22 protein-coding genes are annotated in these 22,787 nt (G+C 70.1%); 10 read left to right on the top strand and 12 right to left on the bottom strand.

All coding sequences use genetic code 11. The annotated features are described in order from the left end of the window. Window positions 1-61: 61 nt before the first annotated feature. Together AC4BG9_RS16220 and AC4BG9_RS16215 are read right to left on the bottom strand one after the other, a co-directional pair. Window positions 62-742 (bottom strand): SDR family NAD(P)-dependent oxidoreductase, encoded by a 681-nt coding sequence (locus AC4BG9_RS16220; protein WP_490572153.1) that lies wholly within the window; start codon window positions 740-742, stop codon window positions 62-64. 118 nt (window positions 743-860) lie between these two features. Then, entirely contained in the window at window positions 861-2,108 is a 1,248-nt protein-coding gene (locus tag AC4BG9_RS16215) for a TRAP transporter substrate-binding protein (RefSeq protein ID WP_490572152.1), read from the bottom strand. 468 nt (window positions 2,109-2,576) lie between these two features. Here AC4BG9_RS16215 and AC4BG9_RS16210 point away from each other — a divergent pair, with 468 nt between their 5' ends. Further along, window positions 2,577-3,320 (top strand): SDR family NAD(P)-dependent oxidoreductase, encoded by a 744-nt coding sequence (locus tag AC4BG9_RS16210; protein WP_490572151.1) that lies wholly within the window; start codon window positions 2,577-2,579, stop codon window positions 3,318-3,320. A gap of 68 nt (window positions 3,321-3,388) precedes the next feature. Here the strand turns inward: AC4BG9_RS16210 and AC4BG9_RS16205 are convergent, their stop codons facing one another. Then, on the bottom strand, window positions 3,389-4,909 hold the full coding sequence (locus tag AC4BG9_RS16205; protein WP_490572150.1) for a TRAP transporter large permease: 1,521 nt from the start codon (window positions 4,907-4,909) through the stop codon (window positions 3,389-3,391). Continuing rightward, window positions 4,906-5,430, bottom strand: a complete 525-nt coding sequence (locus tag AC4BG9_RS16200; RefSeq protein ID WP_490572149.1) for a TRAP transporter small permease — start codon at window positions 5,428-5,430, stop codon at window positions 4,906-4,908. Before AC4BG9_RS16200 ends, AC4BG9_RS16205 begins: the two co-directional genes overlap by 4 nt. 354 nt (window positions 5,431-5,784) lie before the next feature. Here AC4BG9_RS16200 and AC4BG9_RS16195 point away from each other — a divergent pair, with 354 nt between their 5' ends. From AC4BG9_RS16195 to AC4BG9_RS16170, 6 genes are read left to right on the top strand one after another with little or no spacing between them, the layout of a single operon-like run. Further along, window positions 5,785-6,393 (top strand): MaoC family dehydratase, encoded by a 609-nt coding sequence (locus AC4BG9_RS16195; RefSeq protein WP_490572148.1) that lies wholly within the window; start codon window positions 5,785-5,787, stop codon window positions 6,391-6,393. Then, a complete protein-coding gene (locus tag AC4BG9_RS16190) occupies window positions 6,386-7,309 on the top strand; it encodes an HpcH/HpaI aldolase/citrate lyase family protein (RefSeq protein ID WP_489966388.1) in 924 nt (307 codons plus the stop codon). The genes AC4BG9_RS16195 and AC4BG9_RS16190 overlap by 8 nt, the downstream gene beginning before the upstream one ends. Beyond that, a complete protein-coding gene (locus AC4BG9_RS16185; RefSeq protein WP_490572147.1) occupies window positions 7,306-8,544 on the top strand; it encodes a CaiB/BaiF CoA transferase family protein in 1,239 nt (412 codons plus the stop codon). Before AC4BG9_RS16190 ends, AC4BG9_RS16185 begins: the two co-directional genes overlap by 4 nt. Further along, window positions 8,537-9,025 carry a MaoC family dehydratase gene (locus AC4BG9_RS16180; RefSeq protein WP_490572146.1) on the top strand — a complete coding sequence of 163 codons (489 nt, stop codon included), beginning with the start codon at window positions 8,537-8,539 and terminating at the stop codon, window positions 9,023-9,025. The genes AC4BG9_RS16185 and AC4BG9_RS16180 overlap by 8 nt, the downstream gene beginning before the upstream one ends. Further along, entirely contained in the window at window positions 9,022-10,377 is a 1,356-nt protein-coding gene (locus tag AC4BG9_RS16175) for an MmgE/PrpD family protein (RefSeq protein WP_490572145.1), read from the top strand. Before AC4BG9_RS16180 ends, AC4BG9_RS16175 begins: the two co-directional genes overlap by 4 nt. Before the next feature lie 39 nt (window positions 10,378-10,416). Then, window positions 10,417-11,517, top strand: a complete 1,101-nt coding sequence (locus AC4BG9_RS16170) for a pyridoxal-phosphate-dependent aminotransferase family protein (RefSeq protein WP_490572144.1) — start codon at window positions 10,417-10,419, stop codon at window positions 11,515-11,517. A 330-nt stretch (window positions 11,518-11,847) separates the two neighbouring features. Here AC4BG9_RS16170 and AC4BG9_RS16165 read toward each other — a convergent pair whose 3' ends face one another. From AC4BG9_RS16165 to AC4BG9_RS16135, 7 genes are all read right to left on the bottom strand, one after another. Continuing rightward, window positions 11,848-12,939 (bottom strand): acyl-CoA dehydrogenase family protein, encoded by a 1,092-nt coding sequence (locus AC4BG9_RS16165; protein WP_490572143.1) that lies wholly within the window; start codon window positions 12,937-12,939, stop codon window positions 11,848-11,850. Beyond that, window positions 12,936-14,114: an acyl-CoA dehydrogenase family protein gene (locus AC4BG9_RS16160; protein WP_490572142.1), complete on the bottom strand. Its 1,179-nt coding sequence runs from the start codon at window positions 14,112-14,114 to the stop codon at window positions 12,936-12,938. Before AC4BG9_RS16160 ends, AC4BG9_RS16165 begins: the two co-directional genes overlap by 4 nt. Next, on the bottom strand, window positions 14,111-14,563 hold the full coding sequence (locus AC4BG9_RS16155; RefSeq protein ID WP_489966395.1) for a MaoC family dehydratase: 453 nt from the start codon (window positions 14,561-14,563) through the stop codon (window positions 14,111-14,113). The genes AC4BG9_RS16160 and AC4BG9_RS16155 overlap by 4 nt, the downstream gene beginning before the upstream one ends. Beyond that, window positions 14,560-15,327 (bottom strand): 3-oxoacyl-ACP reductase FabG, encoded by a 768-nt coding sequence (gene fabG / locus AC4BG9_RS16150; protein ID WP_489966396.1) that lies wholly within the window; start codon window positions 15,325-15,327, stop codon window positions 14,560-14,562. Before fabG ends, AC4BG9_RS16155 begins: the two co-directional genes overlap by 4 nt. Window positions 15,328-15,393: 66 nt before the next feature. After that, a complete protein-coding gene (locus AC4BG9_RS16145; protein ID WP_490572141.1) occupies window positions 15,394-16,149 on the bottom strand; it encodes an SDR family oxidoreductase in 756 nt (251 codons plus the stop codon). 132 nt (window positions 16,150-16,281) lie between these two features. Further along, a complete protein-coding gene (locus tag AC4BG9_RS16140) occupies window positions 16,282-17,412 on the bottom strand; it encodes a thiolase family protein (protein WP_490572140.1) in 1,131 nt (376 codons plus the stop codon). Between the two features lie 103 nt (window positions 17,413-17,515). Then, window positions 17,516-18,187, bottom strand: coding sequence for a hypothetical protein (locus AC4BG9_RS16135; RefSeq protein ID WP_490572139.1), 672 nt, complete (start codon window positions 18,185-18,187; stop codon window positions 17,516-17,518). A 132-nt stretch (window positions 18,188-18,319) separates the two neighbouring features. Here AC4BG9_RS16135 and AC4BG9_RS16130 point away from each other — a divergent pair, with 132 nt between their 5' ends. From AC4BG9_RS16130 to AC4BG9_RS16120, 3 genes are all read left to right on the top strand, one after another. After that, window positions 18,320-19,528, top strand: coding sequence for an acyl-CoA dehydrogenase family protein (locus tag AC4BG9_RS16130; RefSeq protein ID WP_490572138.1), 1,209 nt, complete (start codon window positions 18,320-18,322; stop codon window positions 19,526-19,528). A gap of 55 nt (window positions 19,529-19,583) precedes the next feature. Next, window positions 19,584-20,222: a TetR/AcrR family transcriptional regulator gene (locus AC4BG9_RS16125; protein ID WP_490572137.1), complete on the top strand. Its 639-nt coding sequence runs from the start codon at window positions 19,584-19,586 to the stop codon at window positions 20,220-20,222. Between the two features lie 100 nt (window positions 20,223-20,322). Beyond that, window positions 20,323-21,420, top strand: coding sequence for a CaiB/BaiF CoA transferase family protein (locus tag AC4BG9_RS16120; RefSeq protein WP_490572136.1), 1,098 nt, complete (start codon window positions 20,323-20,325; stop codon window positions 21,418-21,420). Here AC4BG9_RS16120 and AC4BG9_RS16115 read toward each other — a convergent pair. Continuing rightward, complete coding sequence (locus AC4BG9_RS16115; RefSeq protein WP_490572135.1) at window positions 21,392-22,687, bottom strand: MFS transporter; 1,296 nt, start codon at window positions 22,685-22,687, stop codon at window positions 21,392-21,394. The two genes, AC4BG9_RS16120 and AC4BG9_RS16115, sit on opposite strands and share 29 nt — an antisense overlap. Window positions 22,688-22,787: the final 100 nt, after the last annotated feature.

Below are 22,787 nucleotides of genomic sequence, written 5' to 3'. Positions count from 1 at the left end.
CCCTCATCTGGTCGGCGGTCGAAGTCGGTTCGGTCAGTAGTCGGCGGTCGAAGTCGGTCGGTCAGTACGTGGCGCGGCCGCCGCTGAGGTCGTAGACGGCGCCGGTGGAGAAGGAGACGCTCTCCGAGCAGAGGAAGGCGATGAGCTCCGCCGCCTCCTCGGGCCGCCCCGCACGCCCCATCGGAATGGTCTCCACGATCCGGCGCAGCACCTCGGGAGGTGACTCCACGTTCATGCCGGTCGAGATGAGTGCGGGCGCCACGGCGTTCACCAGCACCCCTGAGGTGGCGAGCTCCTTGCCCACCGCCTTCGTGAGCGCGATGACGGCGCCCTTCGAGGCGGAGTAGGGCGCGAGGGTCGGCTGACCGTCCTTGCCGGCCATGCTTGCGATGTTCACCACGCGCCCCCACCCGCGGTCGCGCATGGCCGGGATGAAGGCCTTCATGGTGTGCACGGTCCCCAGCACGTTGACCGCGAACAGCTTCTCCCACTCCCCCGTGTCGATCTCGAGGAAGGGTGAGCTGGCGCCCATGATCCCCGCCGAGTTCACCAGGATGTCCACCGGGCCGACGATCTTCGCGACCGCGGCGACCGAGGCCTCGTCGGACACGTCGACCTCGTGGTCGGCACCGCTCAGGTCGAGGGTGACCACGCGGTGCCCGTCCTTCCGGAGGCGTTCCACCGTGGCCGCCCCCAATCCGCTGGCAGCCCCGGTCACCAGTGCCGTTCTCGTCTTGCTCATGCCGCTTCCTCCTAGGGTGAGGGAAAGGGACCAGGCGTCACGGCCGGCCCCGGACGACGGCAGGACCGGCGCGACCCCATGGATCGCGCCGGACCCTGCCGTCAGGACAGGCCCGGCCTCACTCCGGTCGGTGCTCCCCGAGGGCGTCCTGCACGACCTTCTCGAACAGGGGCTGAAGGTCGACGTCGTTCTCCTCCAGCCACGCCGGGTAGTCCTCCCAGCTGACGCCGGAGTCGTCGTAGCCGAGGTCGGCGATGATCCCGCTCCACTTCTCCTGAGCCGCCTGCGCCTCGTCGACGATCGTCTGGCCGTCGAGGCCGCCGAACGTCTCCCCGGCGATCGCCTTGAGCTTCGCGGCGTGCTGCGCCTCGAGCTCGTCGAGGTCCTCCGCGCTCCAGGTGTGGAACTCCACCCCGTGCTCCTTCGCGACGGCGATCGCCTTGGCGGGGTCATCGAGCTGACCCACCTGGCTGAACCCGACGAGGAAGGCGTCGAGACGGTCGAACAGCAGCTGCTGAGCCGCGAGCGGCAGCTCCTCCCAGACCTCGAGGCTCATGTCGAAGGCACCGGGCGACGCGGTGAAGGGCGTCCCCTCGGAGAAGGTGAGGTGGTCGGCGATCTCGAGCTGACCGGTCGCCAGCACACTGGTGATCGGCGCCCCCTCGCAGTCGGTGACGCCGCGCTGCATCGCGTCGTAGGCCTCCGCGAACGGCACGTCGACCGGAGTGAAGCCGACGGCGCCGAGCTCGTCCGCGAGTCCCGAGCCACCGGCCGCGCGGATCGACCTGCCCTTGGCCTCGGCGGAGGAGGTGACCGGGTCACCCTTGCAGAGGATGACCGCGCTGGAGATGGGGAGCAGGGGGAGCATGGGCTGCAGGCCCTGGCTCTTGATCTCCTCCCGCAGGTCCTCGTTGGCTCCCTGCTCGACGGCAGCGGCCAGGAGGCCCAGCGTGCCGGTCAGGGGGCTGGTGTCGTGCAGGAAGAACGTCTCCTGCGTCGCCGCAGCGATGGGGAAGGTGTCGAACAGCGCCCCGTAGCTCCACATGCCCATGTCCATGAGCCCGTCGGCCATCGCCTGGGAGGCCTCGGTGATCGGGGCGACGGCGCCGGAGTAGATGACCTTGAAGGTGATCTTTCCGCCGGACCACTCCTCCACGGCCTCCGCGTAGTTCTCCACGGCGACGGAGAATCCCTGGCCGGGAGACTGGTTGGAGCTGATGCTCAGCTCGACGGGGTCCATGTCAGCGAGGGCGTCGATGAACTTCTGCTTCTCCGCGCCCGCGGGCACCGACTCACCCGATCCGCCCGAGGAGCTGCCCCCGGCTCCGCATCCTGCCAGCAGCGCGACTGCCAGCGTCGCGGCCACCCCGGCCGCGTAACGGCGAGACCGCGTGACGGCCCCGCACCTCCAAGTGTCGTTCCACATCTTCTTACGTCCCTCTTTCGATTGGTTGCAGCGCCGCTCGACAAGAACACGACGATCGCCTCGTCTCGCCACGCGCACGACACCGAGAACGCGTACGACGCGACGCGTCGGACCCGTTTCCACAGCCGCGACCTCGTCGCCCCGGCCGTCCGACGGACAGAAGGACGTGGTCGATCCACTGGGAAACCGATGGCCCACCGCACGGTCGGTAGTTGTTGTTCGGTCAGCAAGTAATATTCCCTGTGACGTGGCGCACGTCAAGCCCCTGCCCCGGTCCTGGATACAAAATTTGTTGCGCGTCCAGTTAGTGTCGGAGCAGAGTGACGTCGGGCCCGGCCTTCCGGGTCCTTCCGGCCTCGACCAGCACCCAAGCCCCCTGCAGGGCCACAGCGCGAGAAGGAGCTCAGGATGGACAAGAAGATTATCGTCGTGGGGGGTGCGAGCGGCGTGGGCGCGGCCTGCGTGCGCTCCCTGGCGGCAGCAGGCGCTTCAGTCGTCTCGCTGGACGTCTCGGAGGACGCCGGCAGGGAGGTGGCGGCCAGCGTCGGGCAGCACTTCCTCCGCTGTGACGTCACCGACCGGGACGAGGTCGGCCGCGTCGTCGACGAGGCGGTCGAGCGCCTGGGCGGACTCGACGCGCTGGTCCACGTGGCGGGAATCCTGCTCCAGGGCCCCGCGGCGGAGCTGTCGACCGCCGACTGGACACGGGTGATGGACGTCAACGCCCGCGGACCGGTCTTCACCAACCAGGCCGCCCTGCCGCACCTGAAGAACTCCGAGCGGGGCAGCATCACCAACTTCGCGTCCTCGTCGGCGCTGACCGCCTACCCCAACGGTGCCGCCTACGCGGCCTCCAAGGGCGCGGTGACGGCCTGGACGCGAACGATCGCGGTCGAGTGGGCGCCGTACGACGTCCGCGCCAACGTGGTGCACCCCTCTGCCGCGACGCCCATGCTGGAGAACCACCGCAACAAGCTCTCGGACGAGGAGAAGATCGCCTACGACGAGCTGCTGCGCCAGAAGGTGCCGCTCGGGGGCAAGTTCGGGGACCCGGACCGGGACATCGCCCCCGTGATCACCTTCCTGGTCAGCGACGCGGCTCGCTTCATCACCGGCCAGAACATCGCCGTCAACGGCGGCTACTACATCTGACGCCGGACACAGAAGAACCCTCAGGGCCTCGGCCCTGAGGGTTCTTCTGCGTGGTCCGCGTCGGCGACCTACGGTCCCGACATGTTGTCCGGGATCCAGGTGACGAACCCCGGGGCCGCGATCATGATCCCGATCAGCAGGAGCGGGATCGGCACGACCCAGCAGGCCGCCACGAGGACGGAGGACAACGGGATCTTGTGGCCGACGTTGACAGCCGCGTCCTGCACGATCCCGTGGATGATGTAGGACATGACGCCGACGGGTGGGGTCAGCATCGCCAGCTCCATCAGGATCACCACGAACACCCCGAACCAGATCGGTGAGATCGAGAGCGGCTCCAGCAGCGGAAGCAGCAGGGGGACGGTCAGCAGCATGATCACCAGCGACTCCATGAACATGCCGAGCACCAGGTAGACGACGGTCACCAGCATCAGGAACTGGACCCGACCGAGCTCCATCTCGATCACCATCTCCACGAACCCGTCGGCCAGACCGCTCAAGGACAGCAGTCGGCTGAACATGTGCGCCCCGATGAGGAGGAAGAAGAGGGCGCCGACGGTGGAGACCGTCGCCTTCGTCGCCTCCGCGACCGCCGCGAACGGCCGGTCCTTGCGCCGCATCGCGAGTCCGATGACGACGGCTCCCAGCGCGCCGACCGCACCAGCCTCGGTGGCGGTGAGCACTCCCCCGTAGATGCCGCCGACGATGACGATGATCAGGATCGGGGCGGGCCAGATGGGGCCCAACGAGCCGAACCTGTCGGACCAGCTGGACGACACGCGCGCCTTGCCGCGGCCACCCATCGCCGGCCTGATGATCGAGAGCCCGACGAACGTGGCGATGTAGAGGCCCGTCAGGACGATGCCCGGCAGCAGCCCCGCCATCAGCTGCGGACCCACCGCCGTCTGCGCCACCCCGGCGTAGATGACCATCAGCAGGCTCGGCGGGATCAGGTGGGCCAGCGTGCCGGCCGCCATGACGGACATGATGGCGAGGCGCTTGTCATAGCCCGCCCGAAGCATCTCAGGGATCCCGGCCCGGGCCAGGGGGAAGATGCTGCCCAGGGTCGATCCCGAGAGCGAGGCGAAGCCGGCACCGGCAAGCCCGGTGCCCGCCGCCAAGCCTCCCGGCAGCCAGCCGACCCAGTGCCTCGCCGCCGTGTAGAGATGCCGCGTGATCCCGGACTCGAAGAGCATCACGCCCATGAACACGAACATCGGGATGACCGTGAGGGACCAGGACGCCGAGGTGTCGAACGGCATCCGGCTGAGCGTGCCCTCCACCGCCCGTTCACCCGTCAGCGCCCACAGCCCCAGAAGTCCGGGCGCGGCCAGGGCCACCGCCACGGGGATCTTCATCGCCAGGAACGTGAGCATCATGAGGATCGCGAACGTGCCGATCATCCCCGGCGACACGTCGAGCCACATGCCCACGCCCGTGGCTGCCACGAGCCCCCAGAGCACGATCCGCCAGGCCCACAGGGAGCCGGCCCGCGGCGCGGGCGGCGCGGGCGGCACGGGCGCGCTCGCGACCACACCGCCCGTCACGTCGTCAACGGGAGGCGTCTTCTCCTGCTCGTACAAGCTCACAGCGTTGCTCCTTCGAGGTCAGTGGGCCTCTTCGCGTCGTCGGGCTCTCCGCTTCCCGAACCCGGGAGCAGCCCGATCGACCGGAGCAGGTCACGCGCGAGCTGGAGGCAGAAGATCGCGAAGCCCAGGGGCACGATGAACATGAGTGGCCAGATCGGCACCCAGGACGTGGGTGAGCTGCGACCGACCTCCCTGGCCTCCATCGCCTCAAGCCAGCCGAACCACGCGCACGCCAGGCAGAAGACGAGGACCAGCAGGTCGCCGGCGAACGTCACCTCGCGACGGATCTGCGCAGGCATGCGGGTGTACACCAGGTCCGCCGCGATGTGCTCTCGCTTGCGGTGCGCCACATTGATGCCGAGGAACACCAGCACCGGCATGAACCAGTAGGTGCTCAGCTCGATGCTTCCCGCGATCGGCTTGCCAGCGGTGCGTGACAGGGCGTTGGCGACGGCGACGACCATCAGCCCGCCCACGGCGATCCCAGCCGGGATCGTCAGCAGGTCGACCGCGGCGTCCAACCGGCTCCGCCGGCGACTCCGGGCGCTCACCGGTGGCACCTCCTGGTCCTCGTGCGCTGGCATGACATGCCTGCGCGGCGCCCCCCGGCTTCCGCGGTTCCGGCACCGCCCTCTAGTACTCGCATGACACTTCCTGGGTTCTCGGGGAAAGTTTGTCGGTTAGACAACTATCGCTGATGCAACCACAGAGGTGACCCCCGCCACAAGAACCCGGGAGTGACAATTTGAACCCCCGGAGCGAACCCCGGGGCGGCCGGGCAGATCGACCGCTCCCCGCGGGCGAACCGGGCGCCGAGACCACGCCGATAAAACTTGTTCGTTGACAAACTTCAATTTTGGGCAATGATGGTCGTCATGGAAACCGAGAACGGTCAAGCGACGTGGCGGCCGCGCGAGGTCGCGCCGGCCGGCACACGTCCGGCCCCCAGGCCCGAGCAGGACCGAGGTGGCCCCGACCTCGACTCCTTCCCGTTGATGAGCAAGGGGAACAAGTACGAGGACTTCTCCGTGGACCAGGAGCTGGTCCACCACTGGGGCCGGACCTTGACCGAGGCCGACAACGTCGCGTTCTCGACCGCGACCTGCGCATGGCTGCCTCTCCACCTCAACGCCGAGTACGCCAGGTCGTTGGGCCACCCCGACGCCGTCGTGAACCCCATGCTGGTCCTGTGCACGGCTGTCGGGCTGTCGGTCGAGGACCTCAGCGAGGCCGGCGGGCCCTTCCTGGGCATCGACGAGTGCGTGTTCCGCCGCCCGGTCTACCCCGGGGACACGATCTCGGCCACCTCCCGCGTCGTCGAGATGCGGACGTCGGCCAGCAAGCCGGGCGTCGGGATCGTCACCTGGCACACCAGCGCACGCAACCAGGACGGGGAGCTCGTCCTGGAGTTCGACCGAACGAACCTGGTCGTCGCTCGCGGCGACCACCCCAACCCTCCCAACAGAAGGAACGACCATGCCTAGCAACCGGCTGCGACGTAGCGAGCTCTCGACCCCCGGGCACAGCCCGAAGATGATCGCGAAGGCAGCGGCTAGCGACGCGGACCTGGTCTTCCTCGACCTGGAGGACTCGGTGGTGGCCTCGGAGAAGGTCCCCGCCCGGAGCAACATCATCGAGGGTCTCAACACCCTCGACTGGGGCATCAAGACCCGGGCGGTCCGCATCAACCCGGTCAGCACCGAGTGGTGCCACGGAGACCTGATCGACATCGTCACCCAGGCCGGACAGAACCTGGACGTCGTCATCATCCCGAAGGTGATGAGCCCTCGGGACGTGTGGTTCGTCGACGACCTCCTGACCCAGCTCGAGACGCGGCTCGGCCTCGAGGCCGGCCGCATCGGCCTGGAGGCGCTGATCGAGGAGACGCAGGCGCTCGCGTGCGTGGAGGAGATCGCGGCGAGCTCGCCGCGGCTCGAGGCCCTGATCCTCGGCGTCGGAGACCTCTCCGCCAGCCAGGGCATCCGCCTGGGACACATCGGCGCGTCGGCCGAGGGCAAGAACGGCTACCCGGGCGACGTGTGGCACTACGCCCGCAACCGGATGATCGTCGCCGCGCGGGCCCACGGCCTGGACGCCGTCGACGGACCCTTCGGTGGGATCGCCAACCCCGAGGGCTACGAGCGCGAGGCCAACTGGGCCGCGACGCTGGGCGCGGTCGGGAAGTGGGCCATCCACCCCAGCCAGATCGCCATCGCCAACGAGGTCTTCGCACCCACGCCGTCTGAGATCGAGCGGGCCACCGCCGCCGTGCAGGCCGTCCGGGAGGCCGAGGAAGCGGGACTGGGCGCCGCCTCGTTCAATGGAATGATGATCGACGCCGCGACCGCTCGCATCTTCGACGCCGTGCTGGAACGTGCACGGCTGTGCGGTGTCGCATGAGCGGTGCACCCGCGCCCGGAGCGCTGGACGGGGTGAAGGTCCTCGACCTCACCGCGATGCTCGCCGGTCCGTTCGCGACGATGCTGCTCGTCGACATGGGCGCGGACGTCGTCAAGGTCGAGCCCGCCACGGGTGACCGCACGCGAAAGCTCGGCCCTTTCCGCGCTGACGACGACCGGACCGTGGCCCTGGGCGGCTACTTCCAGTCGGTCAACCGGGGCAAGCGCAGCATCGTCCTCGACCTGAAGGACGAGGCGGGCGCCGCGCAGTTCCTGGACCTCGTGCGGGTCGCCGACGTGGTGGTCGAGAACTTCTCCTCCGGGGTGATGGAGCGCCTGGGGCTCGGCTACGAGGTGCTGTCGCAGGTCAACCCCCGGCTCGTCTACGCGGCCCTGCGAGGCTTCGGCGACGCCCGGTCCGGGCAGAGCCCCTACGAGCAGTGGCCTGCGTTCGACATCGTCGCGCAGGCCATGGGCGGGTTCGCCGGCATCACCGGGCCCGTCGGGGGCCCGCCGCTGAAGTCCGGCCCCGGGATCGGGGACATCTTCCCCGGAACCCTGCTCGCGCTGGGCGTCACCGCGGCCGTCCGGCACGCGGAGCGCACCGGCGAAGGGCAGTTCGTCGACGTCGGGATGTACGACGCCGTGCTCGCGCTGTGCGAGCGCATCGTCTACCAGCACTCCTACACGGGGATCACCCCCGAGCCGATGGGGAACGGCCACCCGCTCCTCTCCCCCTTCGACATCATGCAGACCGCGGACGGCTGGATCGCCGTGGCCGCACCCAGCGACAACCACTGGCGCATCCTGGTCGAGGCGATGGGCCGGCCGGAGCTCGCCGACGACCCGCGCTACCTCGACAACGTGGCACGCGTCGCCCACGGGGACGAGGTGCGCGAGATCCTCGGCGGTTGGCTCGCCGGGCACACCACGGCCACCGTGATCGGTCTCCTGGGCGGGCGAGTGCCCATCGGTCCGGTGCACACGGCTGCCGACATCTTCGCGGACAAGCACGCAGGCATCCGGGAGATGCTCGTCGAGGTCGAGCAGCCCGGTTCCGACCGGCCGGTGACGATCGCCGGCTCCCCCGTCAAGTTCAGCGCCACGCCGTCGCGCGTCCGGGGGCGAGGCCCCTCGCTGGGCCAGGACGATCCGGCCGCCGTTCTGGACGCTTGGTCCACTCCCCCGCACGAGGCAGACACCCGCGACACAACAGGTGGTGATAGCAGTGACTGATCACGACAACGTGCTCGGACCCTGGGGCTGGTTCGAGGACTTCTACCCCGGTCAGCAGATGCGCCACTCGCGCGCCGCCACCGTCGGCGAGCTCGAGGGGAGCGGGCCGGCCAAGCAGGTGATGAACACCGCGCAGGCGCACTTCAACGACCACTTCATGAAGGGCTCCTCCCTCGGCGACGACCGCCTGGTCTTCGGGCTGGCCACGGCCTCCCTGGTCTACGGGCTCTCGTCGCAGGACACCGCCGAGCACGCTGCCGCGGAGCTCGGCTGGTCCAAGCTGCGGTTCAAGGCGCCCGTCCACCACGGCGACACGATCGAGGCGTTCACCGAGGTGGTCTCCGTCGAGCCAGGCGAGGACGACCGAGCGCCCGGGACGGTGGTCTTCCGGCACTGGGGACGCCGGCAGGACGGCGTCGTCGTGTTCGAAGGCGAGCGGTCGACGCTGGTGCGACGCCGTCCCTCCGGGGTCGGCGCGTGACCGGAGCACCCGGACCCACCCTCACTGAGCAGGTGGTGGCCCGCGCCCGTGGCGTCGACCTGGATCGGGCAGACGTGGTCGCGGGCGCCCTGCACTGCATCCTGGACACGCTCGGCGTCGCGATCGGTGCCGTGCGGGAGCCGGTGACCGACCTGGTCCGCAGCGAGGCCCTGGAGGAGGGAGCCGCCCCAGCGGCGACCCTGTGGGGCACCGGCGAGCGCGTGTCGCGCGCCCAGGCCGCCCTGGTCAACGGCACCGCCGCCCACGCACTCGACTTCGACGACGTGAGCGCCCTCATGGAGGGCCACCCCTCCGCCCCCGTTCTCCCCGCCCTGCTCGCGGTGGCGGAGGGGAGCGCCGCGAGCGGCAGGGACCTGGTCTCGGCGTTCGTCACGGGGTTCGAGACCCAGGCACTGGTGGGGCGCCTGATGGCGCCCTCGCACTACGCCAGGGGCTTCCACACCACCGCGACCGTCGGCGCCTTCGGGGCGGCCGCGGCCTGCGCCCGGTTGGCGGGGCTGGACGACGCGCACTGGGCGCAGGCGTTCGGCATCGTCGGGACGCGCGCTGCGGGGCTCAAGTCGATGTTCGGCACCATGTCCAAGCCCCTGCAGGTGGGGGCGGCCGCGGAGTCCGGCGTCCGGGCCGTCAACCTGGCCAGGCGGGGAGTCACGGCCCATCCCGACGTGCTGGGCGCGCCGCAGGGCTTCCGGGACACCCAGTCCGAGGCCTCGGGACAGGCTCCCGAGTGGGGGTGGTCGACGCCGGCCGTGACGGCGGTGCTCTTCAAGTACCACGCCGCCTGCTACCTGACGCACTCCGCCATCGAGGGCATGCTGTCCCTGCGCGAGGCGGGCCTGACCCCCGACCAGGTCGAGAGCATCGAGGTCCGGGTGCCTGCGGGGCACCTCAGCGTGTGCAACATCGCCGAGCCCACGAGCCCGCTCGAGGGGAAGTTCAGCCTGCGGTTCACCACCGCGATGGCCCTCGCCCGCGGCGACCTCAGCGAGCAGGCGTTCTCGGAGGAGTCCGTGCAGGCGCCGGAGGTGGTCGCGTTGCGCGACCGCGTCCAGGTGGTCGCGCGTTCGGGCCCGAGCCGTTCCTCGACGCTCAGGGTCACCCTCACGGACGGGACCGAGCGTGTGGCCGAGGTCGACGTCAACAGGCCGACCCCGGCGGACGAGCTCGACAGGCGCTGGCACTCCCTGGTCTCCAAGTTCCACTCCCTGGTGGATCCGGTGCTCGGGGCGGAGGCTGCCGACCGCATCGTGGCGGCCGTCTCCGAGCTGCCCGCGGCGCCGGACGTCCGGACGCTCGTGACCGCCCTGGCCGGTGGCGGCACGCCCGGCTGAGCCCGGCCCCGGCCCGTAGTCCCTCGAAGGAGGCACCGCATGCTGCACGACAGGCACCTGTTCGGTCCTGGACCGTCCAACCCCTATCCGGAGGCGACGGCGGCGCTGAGCCGGCCGCTCCTCGGCCACCTCGACCCCGTCTTCCTGGCCATGATGGACGAGACCTGCGAGATGCTGCGCGAGGTGTGGGGAACCACCAACCAGCGCACCCTTCCCCTGAGCGGCACCGGGTCTGCCGGCATGGAGGCGTCGTTCGTGAACACCGTGCACGAGGGCGACGTCGTCGTGGTCGCGGTGAACGGGCTCTTCGGGCAGCGGATGTGCGAGGTCGCCGAGCGCTGCGGTGCCCAGGTGGTGCCCGTCGAGCACGAGTGGGGCCAGCCCATCGACGTCCAGCGCGTCCTCGACGCGCACCCGGGACCGACGATCGTCGCCGCGGTGCACGCGGAGACGTCGACCGGAGTGCGTTCGGACATCGCGGCCCTGGGCGCCGCACTGGCGGCCGAGCGCCCTGACACCCTCCTGCTCGTCGACGCCGTCACCTCCCTCGGCGGGATCGAGCTGCGGACCGACGACTGGGGCGTCGACATCGCGTACGCCGGCACCCAGAAGTGTCTCGGGGTGGCCCCCGGGCTCGCCCCGTTCACCATCAGCGAGCGGGCCTTCGAACGCCGGGTCGAGCGCCCCCGGTCCTGGTACCTGGACCTCGGGCTGCTGGGCGGCTACGTCGGCGAGGCGAGCGGGGCGGTCGCCCGCACGTACCACCACACGGCGCCGGTGGCGATGATCGCGAGCCTGCACGCCGGCCTTCGACGGATCCTGGACGAGGAACTGCCCCTCGTCTGGGCCCGGCACGCCGAGGCGGGAGCCCTGCTCCAGCAGGGCCTGCAGGAGATGGGGCTGGAGCTCTTCGCCGCGGAAGGGCACCGGCTTCCAGAGCTCACCACCGTCAGGGTGCCCGAGGGGGTGGACCCGGCCGGCGTGCGCCGCCGGCTCCTGGACCGCCACGGTCTCGAGATCGGTGGCGGAGCCGGTCAGTACGCCGACACGGTCTGGCGCATCGGCCTGATGGGTCACAACGCCCGCCCCGACGCCGCCCTGTTCGTACTCGCGGCTCTGCGCGACGTGCTCGGCCGGTAGAGCCCGGCACCCCCGTGGCGTGGGCGCCCCACCCGTTGGGCACCTCACGACACCCCGCCTGATCGTGTCGGCGACGGCGACGGGCCCGGTGATCTCTCCGGACGCCGACCTCAGACGCACCTCGTCGCCATGACGGCCTCACTCCTCCACCGCCCACGGGTCCCGGCGTCGGCCGGCCGTGGGGGGAACACGTGGACCGGTGGGCACCCCGGCCTGCTTCTCCGCGAGGCGGGGGCGCTCAGGGTCCCGGAGCCGGGGTTGGCGTTGCCGGCGACCACGGCCCCCGGACCCGGGACCGTGTCGCCGGGCGTCGCCTCGGCCTCCTCGTGGTCAGGCCGGCAGCCCGACGAGGTCGCCCAGGTGGTGCCGGTGCTGGCCGGGTGAGCCGAGGCCGATCTGGTCGGCCTTGGCGCGCTTGAGGTAGAGGTGGGTGGGGTGCTCCCACGTCATCCCGGTGCCGCCGTGGAGCTGGACCGCCTCCTCGGCGGCCTGGACTGCGAGGTCCCCGCAGCAGGCCTGGGCGAGCGCCGCGGCCACGGCCGCGTCCTCGTCGGCCGTCGCGACCGTGACAGCGGCGTAGCGAGCCGCGGCGGCGGCCGACTCGACCGCGACGTAGAGGTCCGCCATCCGGTGCTTCAGGGCCTGGAAGCTGCCGAGCTGACGCCCGAACTGACGCCGTTCCTTGAGGTGGTGGAGGGTCGACTCCAGGCACCACCGGGCGATTGCGACCTGCTCCGAGGCGAGAAGGGCGGCCCCGGTCACCAGGCCGCTCCGCACCGGAGCCTCGGCCTTCGCCAGGAGGCGCTCGGCGGCGGCCCCGGAGAACGTCACGTCTGCCAGCTGCCGGGTCATGTCGAAGGAGGTCACCGGCTCGACGACCGCCTCCGCCGACGCGACGGCCCACAGCTCCAGGGAACCCTCAGCCGATGCCACCGGCACCAGCAGCAGGTCGGCCTCGAGAGCGCCCGCCACGTTCCGTACCGTTCCCCGCACCCGGTCGCCCTCGACCGCGAGAGCCGGGATCTCCGCGTCGGGTGCGAGCGACCAGGGCACGACGAGCGCGGCGGTGCGCTCACCGGCGGCGAGCGGGAGCAGCAGGTCCGAGCCGCTGTGCAGCAGCACGGTGGTCGCGATGACGGCGCTGGTGAGGAAGGGGGCCGGCGCCACAGCGCGTCCCAGCTCCTCGAGCACCACCGCCGCCTCGCGGGCGGACGCACCGAGGCCGCCCTGGGCCTCGGGCACGAGCAGGCCGGCCAGGCCGAGCTCGGTGACCAGTGTCTTCCACAAGGCCTCGGCGGCGGAGCGGTCGCCCTCGTACATCGCCATCACCGCGTCCACAGGACAGCGGTCGCGCAGCACCGCGCGGACGGTGGCGCGCAGGTCTTCCTCCAGCTCGGAGTGGAGCAGGTCCACCTCGGTCATCGTGGGATCTCCTTCCAGGGGACGTCCTTGTCGTTGCGCTGCTCGCCGGGAAGTCCCAGGACGCGCTCGGCCACGATGTTGCGCAGGATCTCGGAGGTGCCCCCCTCGATCGAGTTGCCCTTGGCCCGCAGGTACCGGTAGCCGACGTCGCGGCCGGTGAAGTCGACGCGCTCGGGGCGGACCATCGTCCAGTCGGAGTAGCGGAGACCGTCACCACCGAGCATCTCCATCTCCAGCCCGGCGAGCTGCTGGCTGACCCGGGCGAAGACGAGCTTCATCCCGGCGCCCTCCGGTCCGTCCTGACCCACGGCCTGACGTTGCCGCAGCCGAAGTCCAGCCAGGCGCGCCACCTCGGCCTCGACCCACAACCGCAGCAGACGGTCGCGCAGCTCCGCCGTGCGGACCTCGGGCCGGGTCCGCCAGGTCTCGGCGACGACGCCGATCATGCCGCCCTCCCGGGGCGTGGCCTTGCCGCCGATCGCGACGCGCTCGGTGTTGAGCGTGGCGTTGGCCAGCGCCCATCCCTGGCCCACCTCGCCCAGCCGCATGTGGTCGGGGATGCGGACGTCGGTGAGGAAGACCTCGTTGAACTCGGCCTCACCGGTGATCTGCCTCAGCGGTCGCACCTCGACGCCGGGGTCCGACATGTCACAGAGGAAGTACGTGACGCCACGGTGCTTGAAGGCGTCGGGATCGGTGCGTGCGAGCAGGATGGCGAACCGGGCCTTGTGCGCCCCCGACGTCCACACCTTCTGACCGTTGACGACCCACTCGTCACCGTCGCGGACGGCCCGCGTGGCCAGCGCGGCAAGATCCGAGCCGGCACCCGGCTCGCTGAACAGCTGACACCACTTCTCCTCCCCCGTCCAGAGTGGCCGCAGGAACCGCCGCTTCTGCTCCTCCGTCCCGTACTGCGCGATGATGGGGGCCGCCATGCCCAGCCCGATGCCGTTGGACCGGGGGTCGTTGTCGGGCGCGCCCGCCTCGGCGAACAGCCTGTCCACCTCGGGCTGCAGCGCCCGGCTCGCGTCGAGCCCACCGCAGCCGACAGGGAAGTGCACCGTGGCCAGGCCGGCGTCGAACCGCGCCCGCAGGAAGTCCACGCGATCCATGGCGGACGGGTCGTTCGCCGCCAGGAAGTCGGCGACGAGTCGTCGCAGCTCCTCGGGGCTCATGGCACCAGCACGCTGACGATCTCGGCCACGCAGGCGGGCTTGTCGCCCCCCTCGCGCTCGATGACCACCTTGGTGGTCACCTGGTACCCGTTGCTCGCGGCGGCGACCTCCAGCACCTCCGCGCCGGCCCGGAGCCGCGAGCCGACGGGCACGGGAGAGGGAAAACGGACCTTGTTGGTGCCGTAGTTGACCCCCATCCGGACGTTCTCAACGCGATAGATCTCCCGAGCGAACATCGGGATCAGGCTGAGGGTGAGGTAGCCGTGGGCGATGGTCGTGCCGAACGGTCCTTCGGCGGCCCGCACCGGGTCGACGTGGATCCACTGGTCGTCCCCGGTGCTCTCCCCGAAGGAGTCGACCTGCTCCTGGGTGATCGTGTGCCACTCCGAGAGGCCGAGCGGTTCCCCGGTCGCCTCCCGGAGCTCGTCGATGCTCGAGAAGACCCTCATGCCTTGGGCCCTCCTGCCACGTAGATCACCTGTCCCGACACGAAGCCGGCGCCGTCGCTGACGAGGTAGGAGACGGCGTGCGCGATGTCCTCCGGGGTGCCCACCCTGGCGACGGGGATCCGCTCGGCGGCCGAGGCCTTGAAGTCCTCGAAGGACATCCCCATCCGGACGGCGGTCGACTCCGTCATCTCGGTGGCGATGAATCCCGGGGCGATGGCGTTGGCAGTCACCCCGAACTTGCCGAGCTCGAGCGCCAGGGTCTTGGTGAAGCCCTGCAGCCCCGCCTTGGCGGCCGAGTAGTTGGCCTGGCCGCGGTTGCCCAGGGCGGAGGCGCTGGACAGGTTGACGATCCGGCCCCAGCCGGCCTCGGTCATGTGCTTCTGGGTGGCCCTGGCCATCAGGAACGAGCCGCGCAGGTGCACGTTCATCACCGCGTCCCAGTCCGCGACGGACATCTTGAACAGCAGGTTGTCCCGCACGATGCCGGCGTTGTTGACCAGGACCGTCGGCGGAGCCAGCTCGGCGGCGACCCGGGCGACCGCCGTCTCCACGGCCGCCTCGTCCGCGACGTCCACGCCCAGGGCGATCGCGCGGCCTCCGGACGCGTTGATCTCGGCCGTGACCTTCTCGCAGGCCGCCTCGTCCAGGTCCAGCACGGCAACGGCCATGCCGTCGGACGCGAGGCGCCGCGCGACCTCCGCGCCGATGCCGCGAGCGGCGCCGGTGACGATCGCGGCGCGTGTGGACTCAGTGGGGGTGTTCACAAGTGGACTCCTGTCAGTGGTGTGGGTAGCCGGGAGTTCCGGCTCCTTGGTGGTGGGAGGGCGCGCTCATCCGCTTCCGGCGAGAGTGAGGCCGCCGTCCACGACGAGCAGCTGCCCGGTCGTCCAGGCCGCGTCCTCGGAGAGCAGGAACGCGACCACGCCGGCGATGTCCTCAGGCAGTCCCAGGCGCTTCAGCGGGTACCTCGCCGCCACCGCTTCCTCGTCGCCCTCGTAGAGCGAGGTCGCGAAGCGGGTCTTCACCACGGCGGGGGCGACGGCGTTGACCCGCACGCCGGGCCCCAGCTCGACCGCCAGCTCGGCCGTCATGTGGCCGAGCATGGCCTTGCTCGCGCCGTACATCCCGATGCCCGGGGCCGGTCGGGTCCCGGCGACGGACGAGACGTTGACGACGGCTCCCCCGTGCTCGCCCATCCACGCCCGGTGCACGTGCTGGGTCCACGACAGGGCTGCGAAGCAGTTCACCTCGACGATCTTGCGGGCGGCGGCGAGGTCCACCTCGATCATGGGTCCGTGGATGGGATTGATGCCCGCGTTGTTGACCAGGAAGTCGATGCTGCCGAACGTGTCGATGGCCCTCTCGACCACCTCGCTCTGGTGCCCGGGGTCGTCGGCCTTGCCCGCTACGGCCAGCGCGTGCGCCGGGCCTCCGAGGACCTCGACCGCCTCGTCGAGCGCTTCCTGCTTCCGCGCGGTGATCACCACCTTGGCGCCGTCGGCGACCAGTCGCTGGGCGATGCCCAGGCCGATCCCCCGGCTGGCGCCGGTCACGATCGCGGTACGACCTTCGAACCTCTTGGACATGCGACTCCTACTCGTTCGGGGCGCCGTCGGCGCGCCGGGACCCGAAAACGGGCCCGACGCGGTCGAGCTGGGCACGTTGCCGGCGTCCTGCGTGTGATGCGGGGTGTAGCTCGTTTCCGCTGTGGACGAGCGTCAGAGGAGCTCGAGGATGGTGGCGTTCGCCATGCCGCCGCCCTCGCACATGGTCTGCAGGCCGTAGCGGATCCCGTTGTCACGCATGTGGTGGACCAACCGGGTCATCAAGATCGCCCCGGACCCACCCAGCGGGTGACCCACCGCGATCGCCCCACCCAGCGGGTTGAGCCGCTCCTGCTCGGCCCCGGTCTCCACCAACCACGACAACGGCACCGGCGCGAACGCCTCGTTGACCTCGAACGCCCCGATCTCCTCGATCGAGAGCCCCGACCTCTTCAACGCCAGCTCCGTGGCCCGGATCGGACCGGTCAACATGATCACCGGGTCATCACCGGCCACCACCGAGGTGTGGATCCGCGCGATCGGCGTCAACCCGTGGGCCCGCGCGACCTCCGAGGACGTCACCAGCACCGCCCCGGCCCCGTCGGAGATCTGCGAGGCATTGCCCGCCGAGATCACCCCGTCGGCCTTGAACGGCGTCGCCAGCGACGCCAGCTTCTCCACCGTGCCACCACGACGGATCCCCTCATCGGCCACCAACCCACCGGTCGGCACCAGCTGCGAGGCGAACGCCCCCGCATCGGTGGCCGCCGCCGCCAGCTCGTGCGAACGCAGCGAGTACTCATCCAGGAACGTGCGCGAGAAACCCCACCGCTCCGCGATCATCTCCGCCCCCACACCCTGGTTGAAACCCTGGATGCCGTAGTGCTCGAGGACCGAGGCCGGTACCACCTGCGCACCTTCTGCCGCGCTGCCGAGCGGCACCCGGCTCATCGACTCCACACCACCGGCGACCGCGAAGTCGTAATGACCAGCGATCACCCCCGCCGCAGCGAAGCTCACCGCCTGCTGGCTCGACCCGCACGCCCGGTTCACCGACGTCCCCGGCACACTCTCAGGCCACCCCGCCGCCATCACCGCGTTCCGCCCGATGTTGCTCGCCTGCTCCGAGACCTGAGAGACACACCCCCAGACCACGTCATCGACCATCCCCGCATCCAGCCCGGTGCGCTCCACCAAAGCCTTCAGCACCACCGCCGACAGGTCAGCAGGATGAAACCCCGCCAACGCCCCGTTGCGCTTGCCGATCGGTGTCCGAACAGCATCGACGATGACCGCGTCCCTCATGTGTGACTCCCGCACGTGTGTGTGATGTTATTTGTCGGCTGACCAACTATTTCTCCATCGAACCACAGGTGCCTCACGGGCACAAGGGGTGTCAGCCGACGAGTCAGCCAGCCCGTCCGTGAGCTCGACTCGAAGTCTGGGGACGACCGCGGGACGAGCCCCTGCCGGAACCGGTCCGCAGCCCGAGCGGCGCCCCGATCGCCTCGACATACCCCAGCCGGCGGTGCATGGACGCCGAGTGGCGCCCGAACCCGATGCCCGGCAGGACCGCCGCGCCATGGATCAGGGTCGTCGCGTGGTCGCCCAGCAGGTCAGCGACGAACAGAGGGCTCTCGCACTGCCCCCTGAAGATCCGCAGGAGCGCCTCGAGGTCCTCCGACCGCAGGTGAGGAAGCTCCCCGAGCATGATGGCGACGGGCCCGTCGGGGTTCAGGTCCAGGGCCCGCCGGCGACCCAGGGCTGCGGCCGGATTGGCACCGGCACGCCGCGACTCGACCAGCACCTCCACCCCGATGCTTCGCGCGTCGCGGGCAGCTGCGACATCGCTCGTCACGAGAACGACGCGCCCCACGCAGGACGCTTGACGTGCCACGCTGGCCACGTGCAGACCGAGCCACCCACCGGAGTCGTGCGCCGCGCCACACTGTGCACGCCCATGAAACGGCGTCCACGCCGGTTCGATCCCGACAACGACCACCGAGAGTCGCCCGTCAGGGCTGCTGCTGCCCTGGCGGCTCGCCGAGGTGCGGAACGGCCCACTCGCGGTCCCGGTCACGACGGCCCCCTGTCTGCTCATAGGCGGACGGACAGACTAGTTGGTTAACTAACAACTGTCTATTGCGTTTCCGTCGATCCCCGGGATACGGTGGATGGGTTGCTAGTCGACAATCTATGAATTGAGGCTCCGGTGAACCGACCCTTGGTGGACCCGCGTCCGTCGATCCCTTCCGCCCACCGCACGGACGAGCGCGTCGCGATCCAGGAGATGGCGCGGGACTTCGCCATGCGCGAGGTGCTGCCGGTGGCCAACGAGCTCGACCCCGAGAAGGGACTCATCCCCGACTCCCTCCGGCGCAAGATGGCCGACCTGGGCTTCTTCGGCATCACGATCCCCGAGGAGCACGGCGGTCTGGGGCTCGGCGTCTTCGAGTACGCGTTGATCACCGAGGAGCTGGCCCGGGCCTGGATGAGCGTCGCCAGCATCATCGTCCGCTCAGGCGTCGCCCGGACCCTCGACCCCACGCAGCGCGCGGAGATCCTGCCCAAGGCGGCCCGCGGCGAGTGGCTGGGCGCCTTCGCCATGAGCGAGCCCGGCGCGGGATCCGACATCGCCTCGATCCGCACCCGCGCCGACAAGGTGGACGGCGGCTGGGTGATCAACGGCCAGAAGATGTGGTGCACCTTCGCCGACCAGGCCGACGGCATCATCATCGTCGCGCGCACCACGCCGTACGACCCGCAGAAACGGCACGAAGGCATTCGCCGGTTCATCGCGTACAAGAACCCCGGGGAGTTCCCCGAAGGGTGCACCGGCACGCCCGTGCGCAAGATCGGCTACCACGGCTGGAACACCTTCGAACTGTCCTTCGACAACTGCTTCATCCCCGACGACGGCCTGCTCGGCTACGAGACCAGCGGCGTCCCGGACGGCGGCTTCAAGCGCGTCGCCGAAGGCATGCTGACGCCGCGCATCCACACCGCGGCGCGCTCCATCGGCCTGGCCCGCGGTGCTCTCGAGGACACGATCAAGTACGTGCAGGAGCGCGAGCAGTTCGGTCACGCCATCGGCGACTTCCAGAACACCCGCTTCAAGATCGCCACCATGGCGTCCGAGATCGAGCTGTGCAGGGCGCTGATGTACGAGGTCGCTGCCGACGTCGATGCCGGCGAGGCATCCGACATGCGTGCTGCCATGGTCAAGTACATGGCTGCGGAGATGTCGGAACGCGTCACGTCCGAGGCCCTTCAGCTCCACGGGGGTGCCGGCTACACCACGGACTTCCCGATCGAGCGGTACTGGCGCGACGCCCGCCTGACCAAGATCTTCGAGGGCACCTCCGAGATCATGCAGCGCCTCATCTCCGACCGTCTGCTGCCCCCCACGCCGTTCCGCTGAACAAAGTGCTCCGAATCGGTAGCCTTAATGCTTGTCATCTATCTAGGATCGGGCAATGACGACGAAGCAGACGCTCAACGGCCACCAGGTCCGGTCGGAGAAGTCCACTCGCCTCCTCCTCAAGGCCGCCGGCGACCTCGTGGCGGAGGGCGGTTACCAGTCCATGACGCTCGCCACGGTCGGCGAGAGGGCCGGCTACAGCCGCTCCCTGGCCACGGCGCGTTTCGGCTCGAAGGCGAAGCTTCTGGAGGCCCTGGTCGACGAGATCGTCATCCGGTGGGACGTCGAGACGGTCGAGCCCGAGCAGCGGGGGCGCACCGGTCTAGACACTCTGCGCGTGCTGCTCACCGAGATCAAGAAGTCCTACCTGAAGCACCCCCGTTCGCTCAGCGTGCTCTACGCGCTGATCTTCGAGGCGACCGGTCCTGTCCCGGAGCTGCACGATCGGTTCGTCGCGTTCCACCGGAACCAGCGCGCCCGGATCGCGACCTACATCAGGAACGGCCTCGAGGATGGGTCGATCGTGCCCGGCATCGACCCGGAGCACCAGGCAGCGGTCATCGTCGCTCAGCTCCGCGGCGTGGGCTACCTGTGGAAGCTGGACCCCGACAGCATCGACGCCGGTCCTGTGCTCACCGCCTTCATCGACCAGGTCTGCTCCCACCTCGCCGGCACCGAGTCACCGGCCGACTAAGCCGGTCCCGCCAACCCTCGGGCCGCACCGCCCGAGACATCGAACCACGCCACCTCCGCGGTTCGCGGAGGTCCTTGGCGCGCCCAGATTGGAGAACGACATGTCAGGACCTCTCACGGGTCTCCGGGTGGTCGAGCTGGCCAGCATCGGACCCGGTCCACACGCTGCCATGATCCTGGCCGACCTGGGCGCGGACGTCGTGCGGGTCGAGCGTCCGGGCCCCCTGGGGCTGGGCCCCCAGGGACGCAACGAGCAGCTGCGCGGCCGCCGCATCGTGACCGCCGACCTCAAGTCGGCCACGGACCGTGAGCGCGTGCTGAACCTCGTGGCCGGCGCCGACGTGCTGATCGAGGGCTATCGCCCGGGGGTGGCCGAACGTCTCGGGCTGGGGCCGGAGGACTGCCTGGCGGTGAACCCCGGGCTGGTGTACGGACGCATGACCGGGTGGGGACAGGACGGCCCCCTGGCGCAGCGCGCCGGCCACGACATCAACTACCTGGCGGTCTCCGGCATCCTGAACGCCGTCGGCCGTTCCGGCGAGCGCCCCGTCGTCCCCCTGAACCTCATCGGCGACTTCGGTGGCGGCTCCATGCTCCTCCTCACCGGGCTGATGGCCGCGCTCTGGGAGCGCCAGCGCACCGGCGTCGGCCAGGTGGTCGACGCCGCCATGGTCGAAGGAGCGAGCCTGCTCGCGCACATGCACTGGTCCATGTACGGCGGCGGCGCCTGGAGCGCGCAGCGTGGCGACAACCTCTTCGACGGCGGCGCCCCGTTCTACGACACGTACGAGTGCGCCGACGGCGGCTACATGGCAGTCGGCGCGGTCGAGCCGCAGTTCTACCAGCTGCTGCTGGAACACCTGGGAGTGGACGGCGAGGACCTGCCCGCACAGCGTGACAAGTCCGGCTGGCCCACGCTCCGCGCGCGGTTCACCGAGGTGTTCCTCAGCCGGCCCCGTCGGCACTGGGAGGAGGTCTTCGCCGACGTGGACGCGTGCGTGACCCCGGTGCTCTCCTTCGACGAGGCCAGCCGGCACGAGCACCTCGTCGAGCGCCAGGTGGTCGCCGAGATGAACGGCATCGTGCAGCCGTCCCCAGCCCCCCGGTTCTCCCGCACGGTGGTGGGACCGCCCACCCCTCCCCCGACGACTGCGGTCGACGTGGAGCTGGTCATCGCGGAGTGGGAACGCCCCGCCTGAACCAGGTGCCGTCGCGTCGATGACCGAGGACCGCGAACAACACCGCGAGCAGCACCACCGCGAGTCCCATGCCGCCGAGGGTCCAGCGCAGCCCCACCAGGTCCGCCAGCACGCCCAGCGGGAGTGCCGCGATCCCGAAGGCGCCGAAGCTCAGCATGAGCAGGCCCTGGACGCGACCGTGGTAGTCGCGGTGCGACCCGGCCAGCAGCAGTGACTGGTTGGTCGTCTGGAACGCCATCATGGCTCCCCCGACGATGAGCAGGGCAACTGTCGCCACGGCGAAGCTCGGGGCTACTGCCAGCGCACCCAGGGCCAGGCCGAAGAGTGTGCCGGCCAGCACGAAGACAGTCGTCTCCGACCAGATGGTCGTCCATCGGCGCAGGAGCAGACCGGCGGTGACGGCACCTATGGCGGAAGAGGCGGACAGGATCCCGTAGCCGGCCGATCCCAGAGCGAAGAGATCACTCGCCACCGTGGGCAGGAACGCCAGGTAGGGCAGGCCGACCATCGTCACGCTGATGCCGCACCAGAGCAGCGCCAGGAGCTCGGGGTCTCGCCGCACGTATCGGACGCCGTCCGCCAGCTCGTTCACCGGTGACCGGTCCGCCACCTCGCTCGCTCGGCGCCCGGGAGGCAGCCACACGGTCAGGGCCAGGCCGATCAGCGACAGGGCGCCGGTCCCGAGAAAGACCGCGCCCGTGCCGAAGCTGAGATAGCCGATGACGAGGCCCGCGGCCGCCGGGCCGACGACTCGGGCGACCTCTGCATTGACGAGCAGGAGAGAGACGGCCGTGGAGAGCGAGGCGGGCGGGACGACTTCTGAGATGAAAGCCATGCGCGCCGGGTTGAACAGCGCGAGGCCGATGGCCTGCAGGCCTCCGGCCATGAGCAACATCCAGTACGCGACTACGTCGGCGAGCACGGCGAGCCCGATTCCTGCGCTGCTCACCGTGAGGAAGAGCAACGAGAGTTGCAGGACTATTCGTTTCGGGAATCGATCGGCGGCCACCCCTCCCCACGGCGTGGCCACCAGAAGCGTCAGTCCGAAAGCCAGCAGGACGCCGCCGAGGGCAGTGTTGGACCCGGTGAGGCTGAAGGCCAACCATCCTCTCGCCACGGTCTGCGCCATCACCCCGAGGAAGACGGCACCCGCGCTCACGTACAGCACCAGGAAGGGCCTGATCCGCAGCAGCTCGAACGATCCGGGGGGCCGACCTGGCGTGCTGCCCCGGCGGTGTTCCACCTCTACGCACGCTTCGGAACCCATCAGCGCCCGTCCGAAGGTTTCGCCTCGTCATGCGACCCGCTCGTCACTTCCGCCCCCCATGCTCGCCGTTGGTCGGTCATCCCCAGTTCTTGGGAGACCG

It is taken from the genome of Nocardioides sp. Z40_12 (assembly GCF_058215795.1).
This window is presented reverse-complemented; position numbering and strand designations above follow the sequence as displayed.